We start from the raw sequence: 20322 nt of genomic DNA, 5'->3' as shown, positions 1-20322 counted from the left end.
GTGCGGATCTTGGCGCCGGGCGCCGGGCGCCGGGCGCGGGGCGCGGGGCGCGGGGCGCGGGGCGCGGGGCGCGGGGCGCGGGGCGCGGCGTGGGGCGCGGCGTGGGGCGGGGCGCGGCGTGGGGCGGGGCGCGGCGTGGGGCGGGGCGGGGTGCGGTGCGCGGGGCGGGGTGCGGGGGCGGGGTGCGGGGTGTGCGGGGTGTGGGGCGTGGGGTGCGGCGCAGCAGAGCGTGCCGGGTTCCGCGTGCGGCGCGCGCCAGGGCGTGCGGCTGCGGCGTGGGGTGCGGGCCGGGGTGCGGCGTGGGCGGGGTGCGGGGTCAGGCCGGGGCGGGGGTCCGCTCGGGGGAGGCCGGGGTCGTCGTCTCCCGGCCGTCCTGGGCGGGGGTGAGCAGCCTGCGCAGGGAGAGCGCGACCAGCGAGGCGACCAGGCAGCCACTGACCACGGTCGCCACCCAGACCCGGCCGTCGGCGGCGCCGATGAGCGGGCCGGCGGTGACCGGGCCGATGACACCGCTGATTCCGAAGATCATTGAACTCATCGCGTTGTACCTGCCGCGCAGCTCGTCGGTGGCCAGCGCGTTGGTCAGCGCCGGCATCACCGGGGACAGCATCGTCTCGCCGAAGCCGAAGATCGCCGAGCAGGCCACCACACAGAGCGCGGCCAGTAGGGCGCCCTCGGTGCTGACGAGGCCGGCGGCGCCGAGGACCAGCCAGGCGGCCGCGAACACCGCCCCGACCACGGCCAGCGCGGCGGTGCGGCTGCGGCCCTCGATCCGCCGGATCACCAGGAGTTGGGCGAGCACGATCGTCACGGTGTTCGCCGCGAGCGCCCAGGCAACCACCCGAGGGCTCACCTCGGCGACCCGCACGGCGTACGCGGCGAAGCCCACCTCGATCTGCGCGTACCCGCAGGTGGTGAGGACCAGACCGAAGATCACCAGCCGGCGGAACGGGCGATCCCGGAGCACGGTCAGGTAGCCGCCGGCCGACGGCTGGTCCGCGGCCCGGCGGTCGCCGAGCCGGTGCCCGACGCCCGGCAGGGTGAGCAGGATCAGTGCCGGCATGAGATAGCTCACCGCGTCCAGCAGGTAGATCGCCTGGAAGGTGCCCGGTCGGGCCGTGTCGACGATCGCGCCGGAGGTCATGCCGCCGATGCCGATACCGAGGTTGAGCAGCGCGAAGTTGAGCCCGAAGACGCGTTGGCGCTCACCGTCGTCGGTCAGCGAGGCGAGGATGGTGTTCTGACCGGACCAGATCGCCGAACTGCCCACCGCGATCACCGTCATCACCGCGAACGCGGAGGCGCTGGAGTCGACCAGGGCCAGCGAGCCGGTGCCCGCCGCCTCGATCACCAGGCACGGCAGTACCACCCGGCGTGCCCCGAAACGGTCGATCAGCGTCCCGCCCAGCGGCGACAGGGCCAGCGTGACCGCGCCGTACCAGCCGATCACCAGGCCGGCTCGGGTGTCGGTGAGCCCGCGCACGTCGGTCAGGTAGATGAACAGGAACGGCAGGGTGAGGCCACGCCCGACCGCCGACAGCAGGGTGCCGACGAGGAGCCGGCGAGCTTCCGGACGGCGGGGTAGGGCGCGACGCAACATGTCCGCATTCTGTTCGTCGGGTGTGACACCGCGCGAACCGTTTACCGAGGCGGCGGCTGTCGGGGTGCTCTGCCATGCTGGCCCGGTGAGCGTGACCTGGCGACACCTGCCCGCATCCGCCCGCGAGATCGCCGGTGCCGCCACCGACGCGGTCGAGGCCGCGAAAACCCGGGACACCGAGGCGTACGACGTGGCTGCGGGCCGGCTCACGACCGCCGAGCGTTCGGGCTTGGTGCTCGGTGCCGTGGTGCGGCTGCTGCTGGAGGAGACGCATCCGGACGGGCTGGACGGTGATGACGTACGCCAGGTGCTCCAGCGGTGCGTCCGCGCGGCGGCCCCCTGGCGACCGGACGTCGACCCGCACGTCGTGCTGGTCCTGCTGGCCGGGGCGCTCGGCGTGTACGACCCGGGTGAGGACGACTCCCCGCCCGACGCGGCGGCGCTCGCCCGACACGGTCCGCTGCTCGTGGCCGACCTGCTGGCGGTGACGGGCCGGCCGGTCGACGGCTACCTGAGCGCGGCGTTCGCCGAGATCGAGCGCACCGAACGGCACGACTGACAGGCACCGAACGGCACGACTGACAGGCACCGAACGGCACGACTGACAGGCACCGAACGGCACGACTGACGGGCACCGAACGGCACCGAACGGCCGAGGGTGCAGAACGATCGGCGCTGATCACATCGGTCGGTGTCGCGCTACTCTCTGGTCCGCATGATCAACTTGTAACGGGGGTACGTGATGGACAGACGTGTGTGGGCGGGGCTGGCGGTCGTACCGCTGCTCGGTGGTGTTGGCCTGGTGGCCCCGGCGACGCCCGCGGTGGCGGTGGCCCCGGCGCCGGTCGCCCAGGCGGCGGCCAGTCCGGCGAACGAGCTGTACGTGAGCGGCAAGGACTGCGCGCCGGGTGCCGACGGCAGCGAAGAGGCGCCGTACTGCACGATCTCGGCCGCGGCCGCGGTGGCGCAGCCCGGCCAGACGGTGTTGGTGCAGCCCGGGGACTATCCGGAGACGGTCACCTTCACCCGGTCCGGCACGGAGACCGCGCCCATCACGTTCCGTGCCGTCGCCACCTGGTCTGGTCGGATCACCGTCGGCAACATCGGTGACACCGTTGTGGGCACCGTCTTCAGGTTCACCGGTGTGCACGACGTCGTGGTCGAGGGCTTCATCGTGGAGGACACCGACACGGTGACGCCCGTCGTGGTCGACGCCTCGACGAGAGTCACCATCAACGACATCGCCGCGCACGCCTATCGCGCTCCGGCGGCCGTGCACGTCACCGGTAACTCCACCGACGTCACCATCAGCCGGGCGTTCCTGACTCACTTGGCGGCCCCCGCCATCCGGATCGATCCGGGTGTCCGCGGGACCGTGGTCGTCAACAACCATCTTCACCTGGGTGGTCTGCTGGCCACCGACGCTCCTGGGACGGTCATCACCAACAACACGGTGCTCACCTACTGCGTGCGGGGAATCGACGTGGTCGGCGACTCGACCGGGCTCTCGTTGCAGAACAACATCGTGCGCACGAGCCTCGGTCACTTCGCCTGCAAGACGCCGCAGGACGCGATCGCCATCGCGGTCGCCGCGCCGGCAACGGGAGCCGTCTCCAACTACAACCTGATCGACCCGATCAGTGGTGGTCCCGTCTACCAGTGGGCGGGCACGACCTACTCCGACCTGGCGTCGTTCCGGGCCGCGACCGGGCAGGGCGGCAAGGACATCGCCGCCGACCCGCTGATCGTCGGGAGCACGAGCGGAGGACCCAAGACCTTCTTCCCGGCCGATCCGACCTCGCCCGCCGTGGACTCGGCGAACGCCCTCGCGCCGGGCGTCACGCGCACGGACATGCTCGGCAACCCGCACAGTGACAACCCTGCCGTGGCGAACACCGGCACCGGCAACGGATTCCACGACCGGGGCGCGGTCGAGGCTCAGGGCACCCCGGGGAACGGGCAGTACGACATCCGGCAGAAGCCCGGTGACGACTCGTTCGCCGTGACGGCGACGGTGACACCGCAGTTCGCCTGGCCGGTGGACGGCGAAGGCGGCACCATCTCCTACCGGTTCGACGGAAGGCGCTACCTGATTGTCACGTCGGCCCGCTCGGTCGCCTCATCCTTCAAGGGGGCCGGCACGGGCTGTGTCTCCGTCGCGATCAGCTACACCGGGTTCCGGTGGGCCGGGACGACGAATGGAAGCGTCTGCACCAGGGTCGGTACGCGGTACACGCCGTCCGCCCCGACGCGGTTGCTGGACACCCGGGCGGCGATCGGCACCGCCACCACCACCCCGGTGCCGGCCAACGGCGAGGTCACCGTGCCGATTCCGGCGGTCAACGGCGTACCGGCGGCCGACATCATCGCGGTGGTGCTGAACGTCACCGTCACCGCGCCCACCATGCCCGGCTTCATCAGCGTCCGCGCCCCGAACGGGCAGCTCGGCTCCTCGAGTGTCAACTTCGTCGCCAACGAGACGGTTCCGAACCTGGTCATGACGCAGGTGACCGGTGGGGTCGTCCGGCTGGTCAACCGCAGCGGCGGCACCGTCCACCTGCTCGCCGACCTGCAGGGCGTGTACAGCCGCAAGGGTTCCGGGTTCAAGACGCTCGACCCGACCCGGGTGCTGGACACCCGTACCGGCACCGGCCTTCCCCTGGCCGCGAACGGTGAGCGGCGGCTGGACCTCTCCGGAAAGCTACCCGCGGACGCCACCGCCGCGATCCTCAACGTCACCGTCACCGCGCCGACGACGGCCGGTGTGCTCAGCGTCTACCCGGATGGCTCACCGGCGCCCCTGGCCTCGAACCTGAACTTCGTGGCCCGGCAGACCATCCCCAACCTGGTCGTCGTGCCGGTGGTGGCGGGGAAGGTGATGATCCGCAACGTCAGTTCGGGGACCACCCACGTGGTTGCCGACCTGGCCGGCTACTTCGGCTCGGCCGCGTCGGGTGCGGACCAGACCTACGTGCCGTCGGAGCGCCGGGTCGCGGACTCCCGCGATGACTCCGGATGGCTCAGGACGGTGAGTCCAGGCCCGTTCGCCGCATTCGCCGTCGGTGGTGCCCCGATCCTCAGCGACGTCTGGTGCGGAACGGGATGTCCACTGGTAACCGCCGGGGTGTTGAACCTGACCGTGACCGCGCCGGCGGCGGCGGGTGTGCTGACCGCGTACCCGCGCGGGACGGCGAGGCCAACCGCGTCGAACGTGAACTTCGTGGCCGGGGAGACCGCCTCCAACCTGGTGGTGTCGAAGACCGGCGGCAATTATGTGGATGTCGTCAACAACAGCTCCGGTACGGCTCACCTCATCGCCGACCTGGCCGGATACTTCATCGCTTCGGCCTACTGAGGCGCGGTGCTGCACAGCGGCCGGGCATCGGATCGATCCGATGCCCGGCCACTGCGCCGATCGACCCGGATGTCCAGCCGATCGGTCAGCCCGGCGACCTGGCCGGGGACGTCCACATTGGTATCGGTCACGGTATTCTCCGCGAACTTGAGTGATCGACTTTGGCACGGGGGTCAAGATGGAAATCCGACGTTGGGCGCAGCTTGCGCTCGTACCACTGATTGGCGGCGCGGCCCTGGTGTGCCCCGCGGTGCCCGCCGCGGCGGCGCCCGCACCCGTCTCCGCGGCGGTAGCCGCCGGCGAACTGAACGTCAGCCAACACTGGTGCCTGGGCAGCGGCGACGGCAGTGAACAGCGGCCGTTCTGCACCATCTCCGAGGCGGCGGCGGTGGCCGGCCCGGGCCAGACGGTGCTGATCCACCCGGGGGAGTACCAGGAGAACGTCCGGTTCACCCGTTCGGGCACCGAGTCGGCGCCGATCACCTTCCGCGCGGTGAACGTCAACTGGCAGATGGCGCGGGTGGGCAGGTACAACACCGCGGCGGTCACCGGGACGATCCTCGACCTCAGTGGCGTGCACGACGTGACGGTGGAGGGCCTGGTCGTGTTCGGGGCCCACAACGCCGACGTCGTCACGGTGCGGGATTCTCAGCGGGTCCGCCTCGACAAGCTCACCGTCGAGACCGGTGCCTACGGCCCCAGCGGAGTGCGGATCAGCGGTGTCTCGAACCGGGTGACGCTGAGCCGTAGCTTCGTCTACAACACGCAGGGCGCTTCGGTGACCATCGAGCCGGGGGTCACCGACACGACGGTCACCGCCAGTCAGTTCGACGGCTTCGGCCTGGCCGCAGCGGATACGCGCGGCCTCACCATCACCGGAAACACCTTCCAGGTCGACTGCAGCAGTGGCATCGACCTGGCCGGCAGCTCACCGGGCGCCTCGATCCGCAACAACATCGTCGTCACGACCCGCCGGCGCCACGTGTGCGACACCCCGGCGAACGCGGTCGGTATCCGGTTGTCCGCCGGGTCGGTGGCGGGCAGCAGCACCGACCACAACCTGTTCGACCCGACCAGCGGTGGAGTTCCCTACAACTGGGCGGGCACCGATCACCCGACCCTCACCTCGTTCGTCGCGGCGACCGGGCAGGGCGTCCACGACCTCTCGGCCGACCCGAAGCTCGTCCGGGTGAACGGTTGGGACCGGAACTACCTGGAGACCGCGCCTGGTTCGCCCGCCCGGGACTCGGCTGACGCGAACGCCCCCGGTGTCCTGGACACCGACATGCTCGACGCCTCCTTCGCCGACGATCCGGCCGCCGCGAACACCGGCACCGGCAGCGGGTACCGCGACCGGGGTGCGGTGGAGGCTCAGGGACCGGTCACCCAGGACCCGCTGCGGGTCGAGCGCAAGGTCGGCGGCGGCCCGTTCGACGTGGTCGCGCGGTCGGGTCTGCACTCCGCCTGGCCGGTCGAGCGGGAGCGGGCCCAGTACGCCTACTACCTCACCGGTAAGCGGTTCTGGCGGGTGACCGACGCCGCGACCGCCGAGTACACGCTGCGGCGCGCCGGCGACGCCTGCGTCCAGGTGCAGGTCTCGCAGACCGATTTCCGACTGCCCAAGGAGTACGAGGGACCGGTCTGCACCCAGGTCGGTGCGCGTTACGTACCGGTGGCGCCGACGCGGGTTCTGGACACCCGAGCCCGGATCGGAGTGCCCGACATCCGGCCGGTCGCCGCCTTCGGGCGGGTCGAGTTGCCGGTAGGCACCATCGCCGGAGTGGCGCAGGAGGACATCAGTGCGGTCGTCCTCAACCTGACGGTGACCCAACCCAGCGCCTCAGGTTTCATCAGGGTCGACTCGACCGGCGCCTTCAGCAGCTCGTCCAACCTCAACTTCGTGACTGGGGAGACGGTGCCGAACCAGGTGACCGTACCCGTCGTCGGCGGCTCGCTGGTGTTCACCAACTACAGCTCGGGCACCGTTCACCTGATCGCCGACCTGCAGGGCTTCTACGCCGCGAACGGGTCTGGCTTCGCGTCGGCACCCCCGGCACGGGTCATCGACACCCGGGAGGGAACCGGCACGCCGTTCCCGGCGATGGGCATCCGTACCCTCGACCTCTCCGACCGGCTGCCCGTCGGCGCGACGGCCGCCGTGCTGTCGGTGACGGTCACCGCTCCGACCACCAGCGGCGTGCTCACCGTCTACCCGTACGGCTCGACGGCACCCACCGCGTCCAGCCTCAACTTCGTCGCCGGGCAGACCATCCCCAATTTGGTCACCGTGCCGGTGGTGAACGGCCGGGTCAGCATCCTCAACAACAGCTCCGGCACCACCCACGTCATCGCGGACCTGGCCGGCTGGTTCAGCCCGAACGCCACCCAGACCTTCGTTCCGATCACGTCGACGCGGATCGTGGACTCCCGGGACAGCACCGGGCTGCCCGGCCGTACGCCGGCTTCCCTCACCGCCGGGGAGACGGTCCGGTTCGAGCCATTGCGGCCTGGCGTCACCTGCGCGCCGGCCTGCCCCGCCCCGACCGCACTGGTAGGCAACGTGACCGTCACCGCGCCGACCAGGCCGGGCGTGCTCACCGTTCACCCCGGCGGCGGGCCGCGGCCCACCGCCTCGAACGTCAACTTCGTCGCCGGTGAGACGGCGTCGAACGCCGCCGTGGTCGCGGTCGGCTCGGGCGTCGACCTCTTCCACAACAGCGGGGGTACGTCCCACGTCATCGTCGACGAGGCGGGCTACTTCATCGCCGCCGCGTCCTGACCCGCGTAGCGCTGAAGAACCGGCGCCCTCCGCGTACAGCGTGGGGCGCCGGTTCTTTCTGCCTGAGGTGCCGGGGCAGCCGGCACGGCACGCGTGAATATAGGCTGCGGCGAGATTTGTTCGACTTCCACGGGGGACGGTTGATGAGAAGACACAGGTCGGTGCAGCTTGCGGTCGTACCGCTGCTGGCGGGTGTGGGCCTGGTCGGGCCCGCCGGGCCGGCGGTGGCGGCATCCGCGCCAGCCGGGGCCAGGGCCGCCACACCTGGCACCGAGGTGTACGTCAGCCAGCGTGACTGCAAGCCCGCTGGCGACGGCAGCGAGGCCGCGCCCTACTGCACGATCGGTGCCGCGTTGGCTGTGGCCCAGCCGGGTCAGACGGTGCTCGTGCAGCCGGGGAACTACGCGGAGAAGGTGACAGTCACACGGTCCGGCACGGAGTCCGCGCCGATCACCGTGCGTGCGGTCAACACCTCGCGGGGCCTCGTCCGTCTCGGTCACTACACGCTCAGCGGTACGCCGCTGACGATCTCCGGCGTGCATGACGTCGTGGTCGAGGGCTTCACGCTCACCGGCCCGAGCAATGCGGTGCCGGTTCTGATCAGCGGGGCCCAGCGGGTTACCGTGGACGGCATCGCCACCGGCGGGGGCACCCTGCCCGCCGTCCGTGTCACGGGTTCGTCCAGTGCTGTCACGGTCAGTCGGGGCTGGTTCCCCGGCTCGGGCACCGCCGCCACCGGCGTGGCTGTCGAGGCGGGTGTCACCGGCGCGGTGGTCACCGCCAACACCTTCTTCAAGACCCTGGTCGCCGTGACCGACGCGCCGGGAGCCCGGATCACCGGCAACACGGTGGTGACCGACTGCGCGACCGGGATCGTGCTGGCCGGTGCCTCGACCGGCGCGAGCATCCGGAACAACATCCTGCGTACCGGTGCCGGTCCCGTCCCGGCACCGGAAACCTGTGCCGCCCCGACGACGGCGCCAGCGATCTCGGTCGCCGTCGCCGCCACCGGCGGCACGGAGGCCGACTACAACCTGGTCGACCCGGCCAGTGGTGGGGCTGTCTACCGCTGGGGCGCGACCGACCACGCCGACCTGGCGTCGTTCCGGGCGGCGACCGGTCAGGGCGATCACGACATCCTGGCCCCGGTCCTGCTGGGCGAGCGGTTGGGCACCGAGCGTGGCTGGTTCCCGCCGACCGCCGCTTCGCCGGCGATCGACTCCGCCGACGCGACGGCACCCGGCGTCGCCCGTACCGACCTGCTGGACAACGCGCACGCCGACGCACCGACCGTGGCCAACACCGGTACCGGTAACGGCTACCACGACCGGGGCGCGGTCGAGCTCCAGGGTGGCCGGACGGTGAGCGGGTACGGGGTCCAGAGCAAGCCTGGCGGTTCGTCGCTGGACTACACCGCTCCCCTGACGGTCAGCCACGCGTGGCCCACCGATGGCCCGGTGGGCAAGGTTGCCCAGCGGTTCACCAACGATCGGTTCTACCGGGTGGGTCCGATCGTGCCGGCCGATAGCCAACTGCAGCGTGCCGGCACCGCCTGCGTGAGCAACGACATCCGGTTCGACAACTTCCGGGTGCTCCCGCCGAGCGTGCTCGAGCCGCTGGGTGGAGACTGCGCGGTCCTCGGCGCGATGTTCACCCCGGTGGCGCCGACCCGCCTGCTGGACACCCGCGCCGCCGTCGGGATCAGCACCACCGTTCCCGTCGCGGCCAACTCCGAGATCGTTCTGCCGATCATGTCGATCAACGGTGTGGCGGCCGCGAACATCACGGCTGTGGTGCTCAATGTCACGGCCACCCAGCCGACCACCGCGGGATACCTCACCGTCTACCCCGACGGCAAGACCGCACCCCAGGCGTCGAGCGTCAACTTCGTCCCTGGTGAGACCGTGCCGAACCAGGTCACGGTGCCGATGTCCAACGGCAACCTGCGCATCCGTAACAACGCCGGCGGGACGGTGCACGTCGTCGTCGACCTGCAGGGCTTCTACTCCGGCTTCGGTGACGGCTTCAAGCCGCTGGCGCCGACCCGCGTGCTGGACACCCGGGCCAACGGGGGCGCGCCGGTCCCCGCGAACACCTACCGGGTGCTCGATCTCTCCGGGCGGGTGCCGTCGGGTGCCAAGGCCGTCGTGCTGAACGTGACGGCCACCCAGCCGACGGCGAACGGGGTTCTCACCGTGTACCCGGCCGGTTCGTCGGTGCCGACGGCATCCAACCTGAACTTCGTCACCGGCCAGACCATCCCCAACCTGGTGACGGTGCCGGTGGTGAACGGCCGGCTCGTCATCCAGAACGTCAGTTCCGGCACCACCCACGTGCTCGCGGACCTGGCCGGTTGGTACGGGACCGGCGCCGTCGACGGCTTCGTCCCGTACGGCCCCCAGCGGATCCTCGACACCCGGTCCGGGATCGGCGGGCACACTCTGCCCCAGTTCACGTCGGTCGACCTGTGGGTGCCGTTCCTGGACCCGAACGGGAACGACAACACGCCGAAGCCGACGGCGTTGGTGGCCAACCTGACGGTCACCGGGCCGACCGCACCGGGTGTCCTCACCGCACAGCCCAAGGGTGAGGCGCCCTCGGCCGCCTCGAACGTCAACTTCGTGGCCGGGGAGACGGCGTCGAACGCCGCAGTGGTGCGAGTGGGCGCCAACGGTGCCGTGACGGTGACGAACAACAGTGGTGGCAGCACGGACGTCGTGGTCGACCAGGCGGGCCACTTCATCGCCACCACCCCCTGACCGAACCGATCAGACCCGGAGCCGGCGCCACGTGATGGTGCCGGCTCCGGTCGTTCCGGCGACGGTGATCGATCGACTGACGTGACCGGCCGGGTAGCGCCGGTAGTCTCCGCCTGATCATGATCGACAAAAAGACGGGGATGTCCATGGGCAGTCGCTGGTTTGCCGGGTTCTTAGTCGTACCCCTTGTCCTGGGTGCCGGTGGCCTGGCCGGGCCGGCGGCGCCGGCCAACGCGGCGGTGCCCGCGCGGGCCGCGGTGCCCGTGACCGCCCAGCCGGCCGCCCAGGCCGTCCTGCCGCCCGAGCTTGCGGTGGACCAGCAGCGTTGCTCCGCCAGCGGTGGCACCGGCAGCGCCGACGACCCGTTCTGCACGATCTCCGCGGCGGCGGCCGTGGTCCAACCGGGACAGACCGTGCTCGTCGAGCCGGGGCACTACGAGGAGGTGCTGACGATCAGGCGTTCCGGTACGCCCGAGGCGCCGATCACCTTCCGTTCCTCGGCGGTCCGGGGAGACGTGCGGATCGGCAAAGTCCGGTCCATGGAGGGGCCGACCACCGGCAGCGTCATCATCTTCGCCGGGGTGCACGACGTGGCCCTGCGAGACTTCGTGGTGGAAGGCGTGAGTGGGGCGCCCGCCGTGACGGTGGACGGCTCGACCCGGGTCACCATCGATGGCAACGGCATCCGGGGTGCGACGGCGTCCGGGGGAGTGCGGATCACCGGTGCATCCCGTGACGTCACGGTCAGCCGCCAGTGGTTCCTGATCGGCGGCGGGCCGGTGGTGGCCGTCGGGGCCGGCACCGTCAACGCGGTCGTCGTCGGTAACCAGGGCTACAGCCGCGTCGGGATGGTCGTCACCGACGCCCCGGACACCGTGGTCACCGGCAACACCATCATCACCACGTGTGGGAGGGGAATCGACGTGGCCGGCGACTCGCCGGGCGCGAGCATCCGGAACAACATCGTCGCGACGGCGGGCAGCGTCCGGCAGGTCTGCGCCGATCCGGCGGCTGCCGCCGCGATCACCGTGGCCGCCGGGTCGACCGCTCGCAGCGTCGTCGATCACAACCTGGTCGATCCGGTCAGCGGCGGTCCGTTCTACGTCTGGGGCGGCACCGCACACACCACGCGGGACAGCTTCGTCGCGTCCACCGGTCAGGGTGTCAACGACCTGGCGACGAACCCGGGGATCGACATCGTCGACATCAACTACTGGCGGAGCTGGATCACACTGCGGCCGGGATCTCCCGCCATCGACTCGGCGGACGGCTCCGCCCCGGGTGCCCTGCCGAGTGACATCCTGGGTAACCCGTACAGCGACGACCCGAGCGCCGCCAACACCGGCACGGGCAGTGGTTACCGGGACCGGGGTGCCTGGGAGCGCCAGGGGACGCTGGACGCCGGTGCGATCGACATCCGGCGGGCGGCCGGCGGTGGTCCCCTCGACACGGTGGCGACCATCACCCCGACCCACAGTTGGCCGGTCGAGCGTGAAGAGGGCCGCTACGCGTTCCAGTTCGGCGACCAGACCGTCGCGCGCATCAGCGACGTGCCGCGAGCCAGCTACACGTACCGCCGGGCGGGGGTGTCCTGCGTCTCCTACTACGTCAGCCCGAACGGATTCCGCCGTGTCAACGGCGGCGTGGGGACCACCGATCGGGCCTGCACGGTGACCGGCTCGTACTACACGGCGGTCGCGCCGACGCGGCTGCTGGACACCCGTACCGCTCTCGGCATTCCGACCACGGTGCCGGTTGCCGCCGGCGGCCGGGTGACGCTCGACCTGCCCCAGGTGGCTGGCGTACCGGTCGCCGACATCAGCTCGATCGTTTTGAACGTCACCGTCACCAGCCCCACCACTGCCGGTTTCCTGAAGGTCTACTCCAGCGCCACAGGCGCCATCACGTCGAGCGTCAACTTCGTGGCCAACGAGACCGTGCCGAATCTGGTCACCGTGCCGGTGCGCGACGGCCGGATCTACCTGGAGAACGCCAGCGGGGGGACGGTCCACCTGGTCGCCGATCTCCAGGGCTACTACAGCGCCCACGGCTCGGGCTTCGCCCCGATGACACCGACGCGGGTGCTGGACACCCGCTCGGCAGCTCCGGTCGCCCCGAACGGCGACCTGCACGTCGACCTCTCCGACGTCCTCCCGGCCGACGTGACCGCCGCGATCCTCAACGTCACGGTCACCCAGCCGACGACCGCCGGGGTGCTCACCGTCTACCCGAACGGTACGCCGGTGCCGATGGCGTCCAACCTGAACTTCGTGGCCGGGCAGACGATCCCCAACCTGGTCACCGTGCCGGTTGTCGGCGGTAAGGTGGCGATCCGCAACGTCAGCTCCGGCACCACCCACGTCGTCGCCGACCTGGCCGGCTACTTCGGGTCCGCGGCCTCCGGGGCGACCCAGAGCTACGTGCCGTACGGGCCGTCCCGGATCGCCGACAGCCGCACCGGCGACGGCCTGATCGACCGCACCGCCGGCCCGCTCGAGAAGCAGGCGGTGGCGAGCGTCGAGGCGTGGTACTACAAGGCGTTCGACGGCGCTGACTGCGGTTCGGACTGCCCCGCCCCCACCGCCGTCGTGGCCAACCTGACCGTCACCGCTCCGACCACCGCCGGCGTTCTCACGGCCTTTCCCCACCGGACGACGCCCCCCACCGCCTCGAACGTCAACTTCGTCGCCGGCGAGACGGCCTCCAACCTCGCGGTCATCAAGACCCGGGACGCGGTGATCTCCCTGTACAACAACAGTTCCGGCAGCAGCCACGTGCTCGTCGACCAGGCGGGCTACTTCATCGCGGCCGCCTGAGTTCACGCCGCCCCTCGCCCGCACCGGGCGAGGGGCGGCGCCCAGGCCGGCAGGCCCGCTCCAATTGCGGTGCGCGGGCCGGCGCGGGCCGGGATACGCTGCCGCCGCACTCATCTGTCGATACGTCACGGGGGCGTTGATGAAGAGACGTGAACGGTCGCTGCTCGCACTCATACCGCTGGCGGCGGGCGCGGTCCTGTCGGGGCCGGCGGCCTCCGCCGCGGCCGGGCCCGCGCCGGTCGTCGCGCAGGCGGCCACACCGGCCAACGAGGTGTACGTCAGTGAGAAGCACTGCGACTGGCTGACCGGCGGCGACGGGAGCATGGCGAACCCGTACTGCATGATCTCCTCGGCGGCCGAGGTGGCGCAGCCGGGGCAGACCGTGCTGGTGCAGCCCGGCAACTACGAGGAGGGGGTGTTCTTCACCCACTCCGGCACCGAGGGCGCGCCGATCACCTACCGCGCGGTCAACGGCCCCGACGGTGAGGTTCATGTCGGCGCCTACGAGAACACGTACATCAGGGACACGGTCTTCCACCTGTACAAGGTGCACGACATCGTCCTCGAGGGCTTCTCCGTGCACGCCTGGGGCAGCGAAGAGACGATCGTGGTGAACGGTTCCAGTCGGATCACACTGGACGGTCTCGCGGTCCGCAACTACGAGGACGCGCCGGGGCTGATCCGCCTCACCGGTGGGTCGAGTGACGTCACGGTCAGCCGCAACTTCCTCGCCTCGTACACCAGGGTCGCCGGTGTGGCCGTGGACGCGGGGGTCAGCGGGACGGTGGTGAGCGGCAACGCGTTCCGGGACAGCCGGATGGTCGTCGCGGACGCACCGGGCACGGTGGTCACCGGCAACACCATCGTCAACCGCTGCGACGCGGGCATCCTGGTGACCGGGGCCGCGCCGGGGGTCTCGCTGCGCAACAACATCATCCAGACCGCGGACGGTGTCGCCAGCAGCCCCGGCCGGTGTGCCACCCCGTCGCGTGCGACGGCGATCTCGGTCTCGGCCGATTCGACGCAGGGCACGACCGTCGACCACAACCTCATCGATCCGACCAGCGGTGGCGCACCGTACGACTGGGCCGGCACCGCCCACCCGACCCTGGCGAGCTTCCAGGCCGCGAGTGGCCAGGGTGGCCACGACCTCGTCGCGCCGGCGGGGATCACCGGCCCGCAGGGCTCGGTGTTCGGCTGGTACCCGCTCACCCCCGGGTCGCCGGCGATCGACTCCGCCGACGCGACCGCGCCCGGTGCCCTCCCGACGGACCTGCTGGGCAACCCGCACGCGGATCCGCCGGACGTGAGCAACACCGGCACCGGTCCGGGCTACCACGACCGGGGCGCGACCGAGTACGTCGGCACGGGCGCGCTCGGTGGCAAGTCGTTCCGCCGCAGCGCGGGTGGCGACCCGTTGGACGCGGTCGCGACCCTCACGCCCAAGCTGCCGTACCCGACCGACGGCCCGGGCGGCACGGTGGCGTTCAAGTTCGGTGACGAGCGCTTCTGGCGGGTCGGCCACAGCCCGTCCATGACCTACACGTTCCGCCGCGCCGGCCATGTCTCGGTCACCGGCTGGATCAACTACCTGGGCTTCCGCAAGGCGGACCGGGCCGTCGTGACCGCCGCCGGTGACATCAACGTCGGTCAGATGGGCACGATCGTCGGGGCCACCTACCACCCGGTCGCTCCCGCCCGGCTGCTGGACACCCGTAGCGCCGTCGGAGTGCCCACGAGGACGGCGGTGCCCGCAGGCACCGAGGTCGTCCTGCCGATCGCCGGCATCGGCGTTACGCCGGCGGCGGACATCACCGCCGTGGTGCTCAACGTGACGGCCACCCAGCCGTCGATGGCGGGCTTCCTCACCGTGTACCCGGACGGGACGGCGCCGCCCAGCGCCTCGAGCGTCAACTTCGTCGCCGGCGAGACGGTACCGAACCTGGTCACCGTGCCGATGAGCAACGGCAAGGTCCGGATCCGCAACGGCAGCGGCGGTACGGTGCACGTGATCGCCGATCTCCAGGGCTGGTACGGCGCTGCCGGCAGCGGCCTGAAGACGCTCGCACCGACCCGGGTGCTGGACACCCGTGGCGCGGGCGCCACGGCGTTCCCCGCGAACACGACCCGCCAGGTGGACCTCTCCGCGGCCCTGCCGTCCGACGCCACGGCGGTCATCCTCAACGTCACGGCGACCGGCGCGACGGCTCACGGCGTGCTCAAGCTGTTCCCGGCTGGCGCGGCGGTGCCGGTGGCGTCCAACCTGAACTTCGTCGCCGGGCAGACGATCCCGAATCTGGTCATCGTTCCGGTGACCGGCGGCCGGGTCAGCATCCACAACGAGAGTTCCGGCAGCACCCACGTCGTCGCGGACCTGGCCGGCTACTTCGGTTCCGCCTCGTCCGGTGCCGCCGACAGCTACGTGCCGATGTCTCCGGCCCGGATAGTGGACACCCGGCAGGGCTCCGGCCTGCTGGACCGGTGGGAACGCGCCCCGCTTCAGCCTCGGGAGGATGTCCGTTTCCTGCCCTGGTTCCGGGACGCCGACTGTGTTGACGGCTGCCCGGCTGCGACCGCCGCGGTCGTCAACCTGACCGCCACCGAGCCCACCACGCCAGGTGTGCTCACCGCGTACCCGGCCACCGGGACGGCACCGCCCACCGCGTCCAACGTCAACTTCGTGGCCGGCGAGACCGCCTCCAACCTGGCGGTGGTGCGAACAGGTACGGCCGGCCAGGTCAGGCTGTTCAACAACAGCGGCGGGACCACCCATGCTGTCGTCGACCAGTCGGGCTACTTCATCGCACCCGCCGTCTGACGATGACCAGAGCGGCCGCCGCCGGGGTGCCGGCGGCGGCCGTACGGCCACGAGTGGACGTGGCCCGACCGCCGGTGCTCCACCCACTCGGCCCGTGACCGGGATCGCAGGGGGGTCCTCACGTCGACTGCTGCCGTGCAAGGTTCCAGGGTGGGCAGGCAGCCCCGAAAACGAATCAAGGCCCCTCGGTGGAGGGGCCTTGACCTGCTCTTACCTCTGGTCGGGGTGGCCGGATTCGAACCGACGACCTCTTCGTCCCGAAGTGGCGGCAGTCCGGTCGGATCGGGCGTCGTCAGAGGTCATCCGGCCTGGCGATGCTCGTCCTGGTCTGGTTCGGCGGGCACGGTTGCTGTACTTCGCTGCTGTACTTCCGGCGGCTGCCTCGTCCAGCCGACAAAGCGGCGGTGCAGGGTTCCGGCCGGCGCCCACGGCATGTCCTCGGCGGCTTGGATGAGGTAGCCTCCGAGGTAGAGGGCCAGCGACTCTGGCGCATCGGCGTACTACGCACGCAGCTCTTGCCGCCGCGTCGGACACGGCCACGGCAGGTTGCAGCCACCGCAGCTCCAGATCGGCATGACCGGGCCATGGCTGGTCACTGCTGATCCTCCGTTTGCGGCCAGTGCCCTCGGTTGATCGGTATCCGGTGCCGGGCACGGCACGGCAGGGCGGCTCCGCAGTTGCAGATACGCCGCCAACGCTGCCAGGACCACACCGGCCGATGCCGCCGGGCGAAGGTCAACGCGGTGGCGGAGACGTATTCGTCGTACGAGACACGCCGCACGTACCTCTCCCTCGTCGCTCACGAGGGCGGCAGCATCGTCGCCCTCTCGATGAGGGACACGGCGGCCGGGCGTGCCTCGCACCGACCACCGCATCCCGTGAGCAAGAAGCTACGTTCGGTCGTCTAACGGGATGGGTAAGGTTTCTACCCCTGATTCAGGAGACGAGTCCGACTCTCATAGCCAGGTCGCGTGCGTCGTCCCGGGTGGCACGCGGACCGTCGAGCAGGTCCATGGTGATCTGACGGGCGTACCCGTTGAATCGGATCGTCTCCGGAGCCGACTCGTACGCCTGCCGAAGCGCTGCCACGGTCGCTTCCTTGTCGTCCTTGCCGTAGTGTGCCCGCGCGACCTCGATCAGATGGCGTGCCCGGCGTGGCCTCGACGGAATAGCAGCCGCATCATGGCGACGTGCCTGCCGCACCGCCTCGCCCGACTGCTGCAACTCCACCGCGACGGTCACCGCGTGTGCACCCATGATGATCCGCGAAAACGACGTCTGCGACTGGTAGAAGCCCTCCGGCAGGCGCTGCGCCACCTGGTCCGCGCGGTCCCAGTACCGCCAGGCGCGACCTTCCTCACCGGCACGAGCAGCCGTGTACGCGGCCTCGAAGTTCAGCGCACCCCACAACGCCAGCAGATTCGGGCTTCCGTCAGCCGCCCTCGGCTCCAACGCCGACAGCACCTCCAGCGTCACCCTCATCGCGGTGTCCCAGTCACCGGCCTCCCGATGCACCTGACACAGAAACCAACCTGCACGGGCGATCGCCTCCGGATCACCGGACTCCTGCGCCGCCACCATCGCCCGATCCGTCACCCGCCACAGCAACTCGGCGGCAGGCTGGTAGGCAATGAACATCTGCGCCAACCCGAGCGTTTCCGCCCACAGGGCTTGCGCCTCCCGTCGCCGGCCGCCCTCGTACGCCAACACGGCCCGCTGCCCGTCCCTCAGCAACCCCGGCAACAACCCGCCCAGGACCGTACGGTGATCCGCTGCCTGATGGCGCGCCCGCCACCCTGCCGCAAGTCGCTGCCGCAGACCGGACAACAACTCCGGCGGGGTGTCATCGGGAAGCGCGACATGATTCAGGGCGGCCCGGACCGACACCAGCGCCGGATGCTCGGGCCCGTTGACCACAGCGGACCCATCGGCCAACTCCGCTGCCAAGGCGGACACGTCGATCTTCAGAGCACGCGCAATCCGATCCAGCATATGAATACGCGGTGGCAGGATCCGATCCGTCTCCACCGCCTTGACCCACTCGGCGCTACGGCCCACCAACCCGCCCAGCACCGTCCGACTCTTCCCGGACCGCTCCCGATAGACCTTCAACCGCTGCCCGAACGTCAACTCCGGCAAGGAATCCACCCGGAACCCCCTCGCGTAGCGCAGGACGCACCACCGACCCATCGGCCGCCACCACCGCCAACGCTACCGACCAGACCGACGCCTCATAACCCCCACCACGCCGGCGGCCCGCCCGCACCGGAATGGCATCCAACCCCTCGCTTGTAAGTTCTGGGCGCTCCGTCCGGCGGGGTCCATCCGCGTCTGCGACCTCGGGCGGCTGTCCGTGATCGGCCACTACTGACTGCTGCCCTCATCCCGGCCGGTTGCTGTCAGCGTTGCTGTCGCACACGGGCCGAAGCGCGCCGAGGGTGCTACAGGATGGCGAGCCTTTGCGACGATAGCCCCGTGACGATCCGATCGCTTCCCGGATGAGACATCACTGTCTGCTACCACCGAAAGTGAGCCAGGGCCGTTAACTTGACACTCCCCGCCAGCGCAAGACGAGCACGGCCTGCCGGAAGCAGGTCAACGCCCGCCGCCCCGCACGGGTATCGCCGCAGACGTTCGGCATGCAGCAGGCCGGAGAGGTAGAACATGGTCTCATCGCGTACGGGGAGCGTGGCGGTATAGGTGATACTCATGGGCGGCGCGGAACTCCGGGCGAGTGGTCTGTGAGAGGAACACCCGTACCGGCGTTCCGCGCCTTTACTGGCTCACCCCGCGCCCGTCTGGGTGATTCCTCCACGCATTCGACCTTCCGGACACCATACCCGGTGATCAGAGCCTTACCGAAAGGCTCTCTATGTAGTCATCGGCGAGGGCTTACAACAGGGGTAGTGGCTGGACGCGGGACAGGCGGTGCCGCGATAGAGCCATCGCTATCGGCCGACGTCGACGCCGTCGCAACCCCCAAACCATCAGACTTCAGATTCGCCACCGTGCTCATTTGTGAACTCACACCTGTGGCACTCGGGAATTCCCCTTTGGTTGGTGGCTGCGGGTTACTCTCGGATCTGCTCGGCTTGGCGGCCGCCTGGACCATTCTGCCCGGAAGGCTGTAGTTGATTCCTTGGCGCCGGTCCGGTATAGCCTCGGGCCTAGCAGGGCGGGGCGCATGCATGGGGCCCGTCGGGAAGATGTATATGGTGGTCGAGGTGTCATATGGGTGCGTGTGCGCGTCATGCTCCTTCGTCACAGATTTGGAGGGTCGAGCGACCGGGCTCCAGCGCGTAGGGAGTCACGTCTGCGCGTCCGGGCGTACATACAACGGAAGATTGCCGGCCCCGGTTCACCAGGGCATTCGCAAGGTCGAGCTTTGACCGTTTAGTTGCTTTTGGGGTAGTCACGCCGGTTCGGGCCGGTACGTGGAAGAGCGCGGTCTTCTGGTGATCATTCAGGTGTCTAGGCCGGATGATCACAAGTGAAGGACCGCGCTCGTGGAAGCATCATCGTTGATCGGCGGGTTGTCGGCACGTCTGCATGGCGTGTCGCCACTGGTGGAGCAGGACGCGCTGGGGTTGTTGCAGGTGTTGGCGCAGGTGCCGGACCCGCGGGACCGGCGGGGTCGGATCTATCCGTTGCCGGGTCTGCTCGCGGTCGCGGTCGCGGCGGTGGTCTCGGGGCAGAGTCGGGTCGTGGAGATCACCGAGTGGGCCGCGGATCTGCCGGACGCGGTATGGGACCGCCTCGGGGCGGCCCGGGACCGGTTCACCGGCGCCCGGCGGGTGGCTGATGACAGCACTCTGGGTCGGGTCCTTGCCGGCATCGACGCCGACGCCCTGGATGCCGCGGTGTGCCGATGGCTGATCAGCCGCGCAGGTTCTGGCGGTCCGGGCCGGCGGGTGATCGCCGTTGATGGAAAGACGTTGCGGGGCAGCGGTCCCGCGGGCGCTCAGGTTCATCTGCTCGCCGCCGTGGATCACCATGACGGGATCGTCCTGGCCCAGAGCGACGTCGATGGGAAGACGAACGAGATCACCAGGTTCGTGCCCATGTTGGACACCCTCGACCTGGCCGGGGCGGTCATCACAGCGGACGCCTTGCATACCCAGCGCGAGCATGCCCGCTGGCTGGTAGAGAAGAAAGCCGGTTACGTCTTCGTCGTCAAAGGCAACCAGAAACATTT

The 20322-nt window shown here is 70.3% G+C and carries 9 protein-coding genes and 1 pseudogene; 7 read left to right on the top strand and 3 right to left on the bottom strand.

The window, feature by feature from the left end; genetic code table 11:
* Nucleotides 1–316: 316 nt before the first annotated feature.
* A complete protein-coding gene (locus tag AB0H52_RS29940) occupies nt 317–1600 on the bottom strand; it encodes an MFS transporter (RefSeq protein WP_278125896.1) in 1284 nt (427 codons plus the stop codon).
* 85 nt (nt 1601–1685) lie between these two features.
* Here AB0H52_RS29940 and AB0H52_RS29935 point away from each other — a divergent pair, with 85 nt between their 5' ends.
* The 6 genes from AB0H52_RS29935 (at nt 1686) to AB0H52_RS29910 (ending at nt 16127) form a co-directional block, all read left to right on the top strand.
* Nucleotides 1686–2159 (top strand): hypothetical protein, encoded by a 474-nt coding sequence (locus tag AB0H52_RS29935; RefSeq protein WP_225854651.1) that lies wholly within the window; start codon nt 1686–1688, stop codon nt 2157–2159.
* 183 nt (nt 2160–2342) lie between these two features.
* Nucleotides 2343–4955, top strand: coding sequence for a hypothetical protein (locus AB0H52_RS29930; protein WP_357951576.1), 2613 nt, complete (start codon nt 2343–2345; stop codon nt 4953–4955).
* 178 nt (nt 4956–5133) lie between these two features.
* The gene (locus tag AB0H52_RS29925) at nt 5134–7734 is read left to right on the top strand and encodes a right-handed parallel beta-helix repeat-containing protein (protein WP_357951574.1); all 2601 of its coding nucleotides are present in this window, start codon (nt 5134–5136) and stop codon (nt 7732–7734) included.
* A gap of 143 nt (nt 7735–7877) precedes the next feature.
* Nucleotides 7878–10493, top strand: coding sequence for a DUF1565 domain-containing protein (locus AB0H52_RS29920; protein ID WP_357951572.1), 2616 nt, complete (start codon nt 7878–7880; stop codon nt 10491–10493).
* 119 nt (nt 10494–10612) lie between these two features.
* Nucleotides 10613–13309, top strand: a complete 2697-nt coding sequence (locus AB0H52_RS29915; RefSeq protein ID WP_357951570.1) for a right-handed parallel beta-helix repeat-containing protein — start codon at nt 10613–10615, stop codon at nt 13307–13309.
* A 139-nt stretch (nt 13310–13448) separates the two neighbouring features.
* On the top strand, nt 13449–16127 hold the full coding sequence (locus AB0H52_RS29910) for a right-handed parallel beta-helix repeat-containing protein (protein ID WP_357951568.1): 2679 nt from the start codon (nt 13449–13451) through the stop codon (nt 16125–16127).
* A 936-nt stretch (nt 16128–17063) separates the two neighbouring features.
* Here the strand turns inward: AB0H52_RS29910 and AB0H52_RS29905 are convergent.
* Both AB0H52_RS29905 and AB0H52_RS29900 read right to left on the bottom strand, forming a co-directional pair.
* Entirely contained in the window at nt 17064–18275 is a 1212-nt protein-coding gene (locus tag AB0H52_RS29905; protein WP_151491433.1) for a helix-turn-helix transcriptional regulator, read from the bottom strand.
* A 412-nt stretch (nt 18276–18687) separates the two neighbouring features.
* A pseudogene (locus AB0H52_RS29900) lies at nt 18688–18838 on the bottom strand (IS5/IS1182 family transposase); the annotation flags it as partial.
* An 810-nt stretch (nt 18839–19648) separates the two neighbouring features.
* On the opposite strand from AB0H52_RS29900, the gene AB0H52_RS29895 reads away from it, so the two are divergent.
* On the top strand, nt 19649–20322 hold a 674-nt coding region (locus AB0H52_RS29895), incomplete at its 3' end, for an ISAs1 family transposase (RefSeq protein WP_357951565.1).

The sequence above is a fragment of the Micromonospora sp. NPDC050695 genome (assembly GCF_040654415.1).
Classification (GTDB): Bacteria; Actinomycetota; Actinomycetes; order Mycobacteriales; family Micromonosporaceae; genus Micromonospora.
Note: the sequence above shows the minus strand (reverse complement) of the source record. Positions and strands in the feature narration are given on the sequence as shown.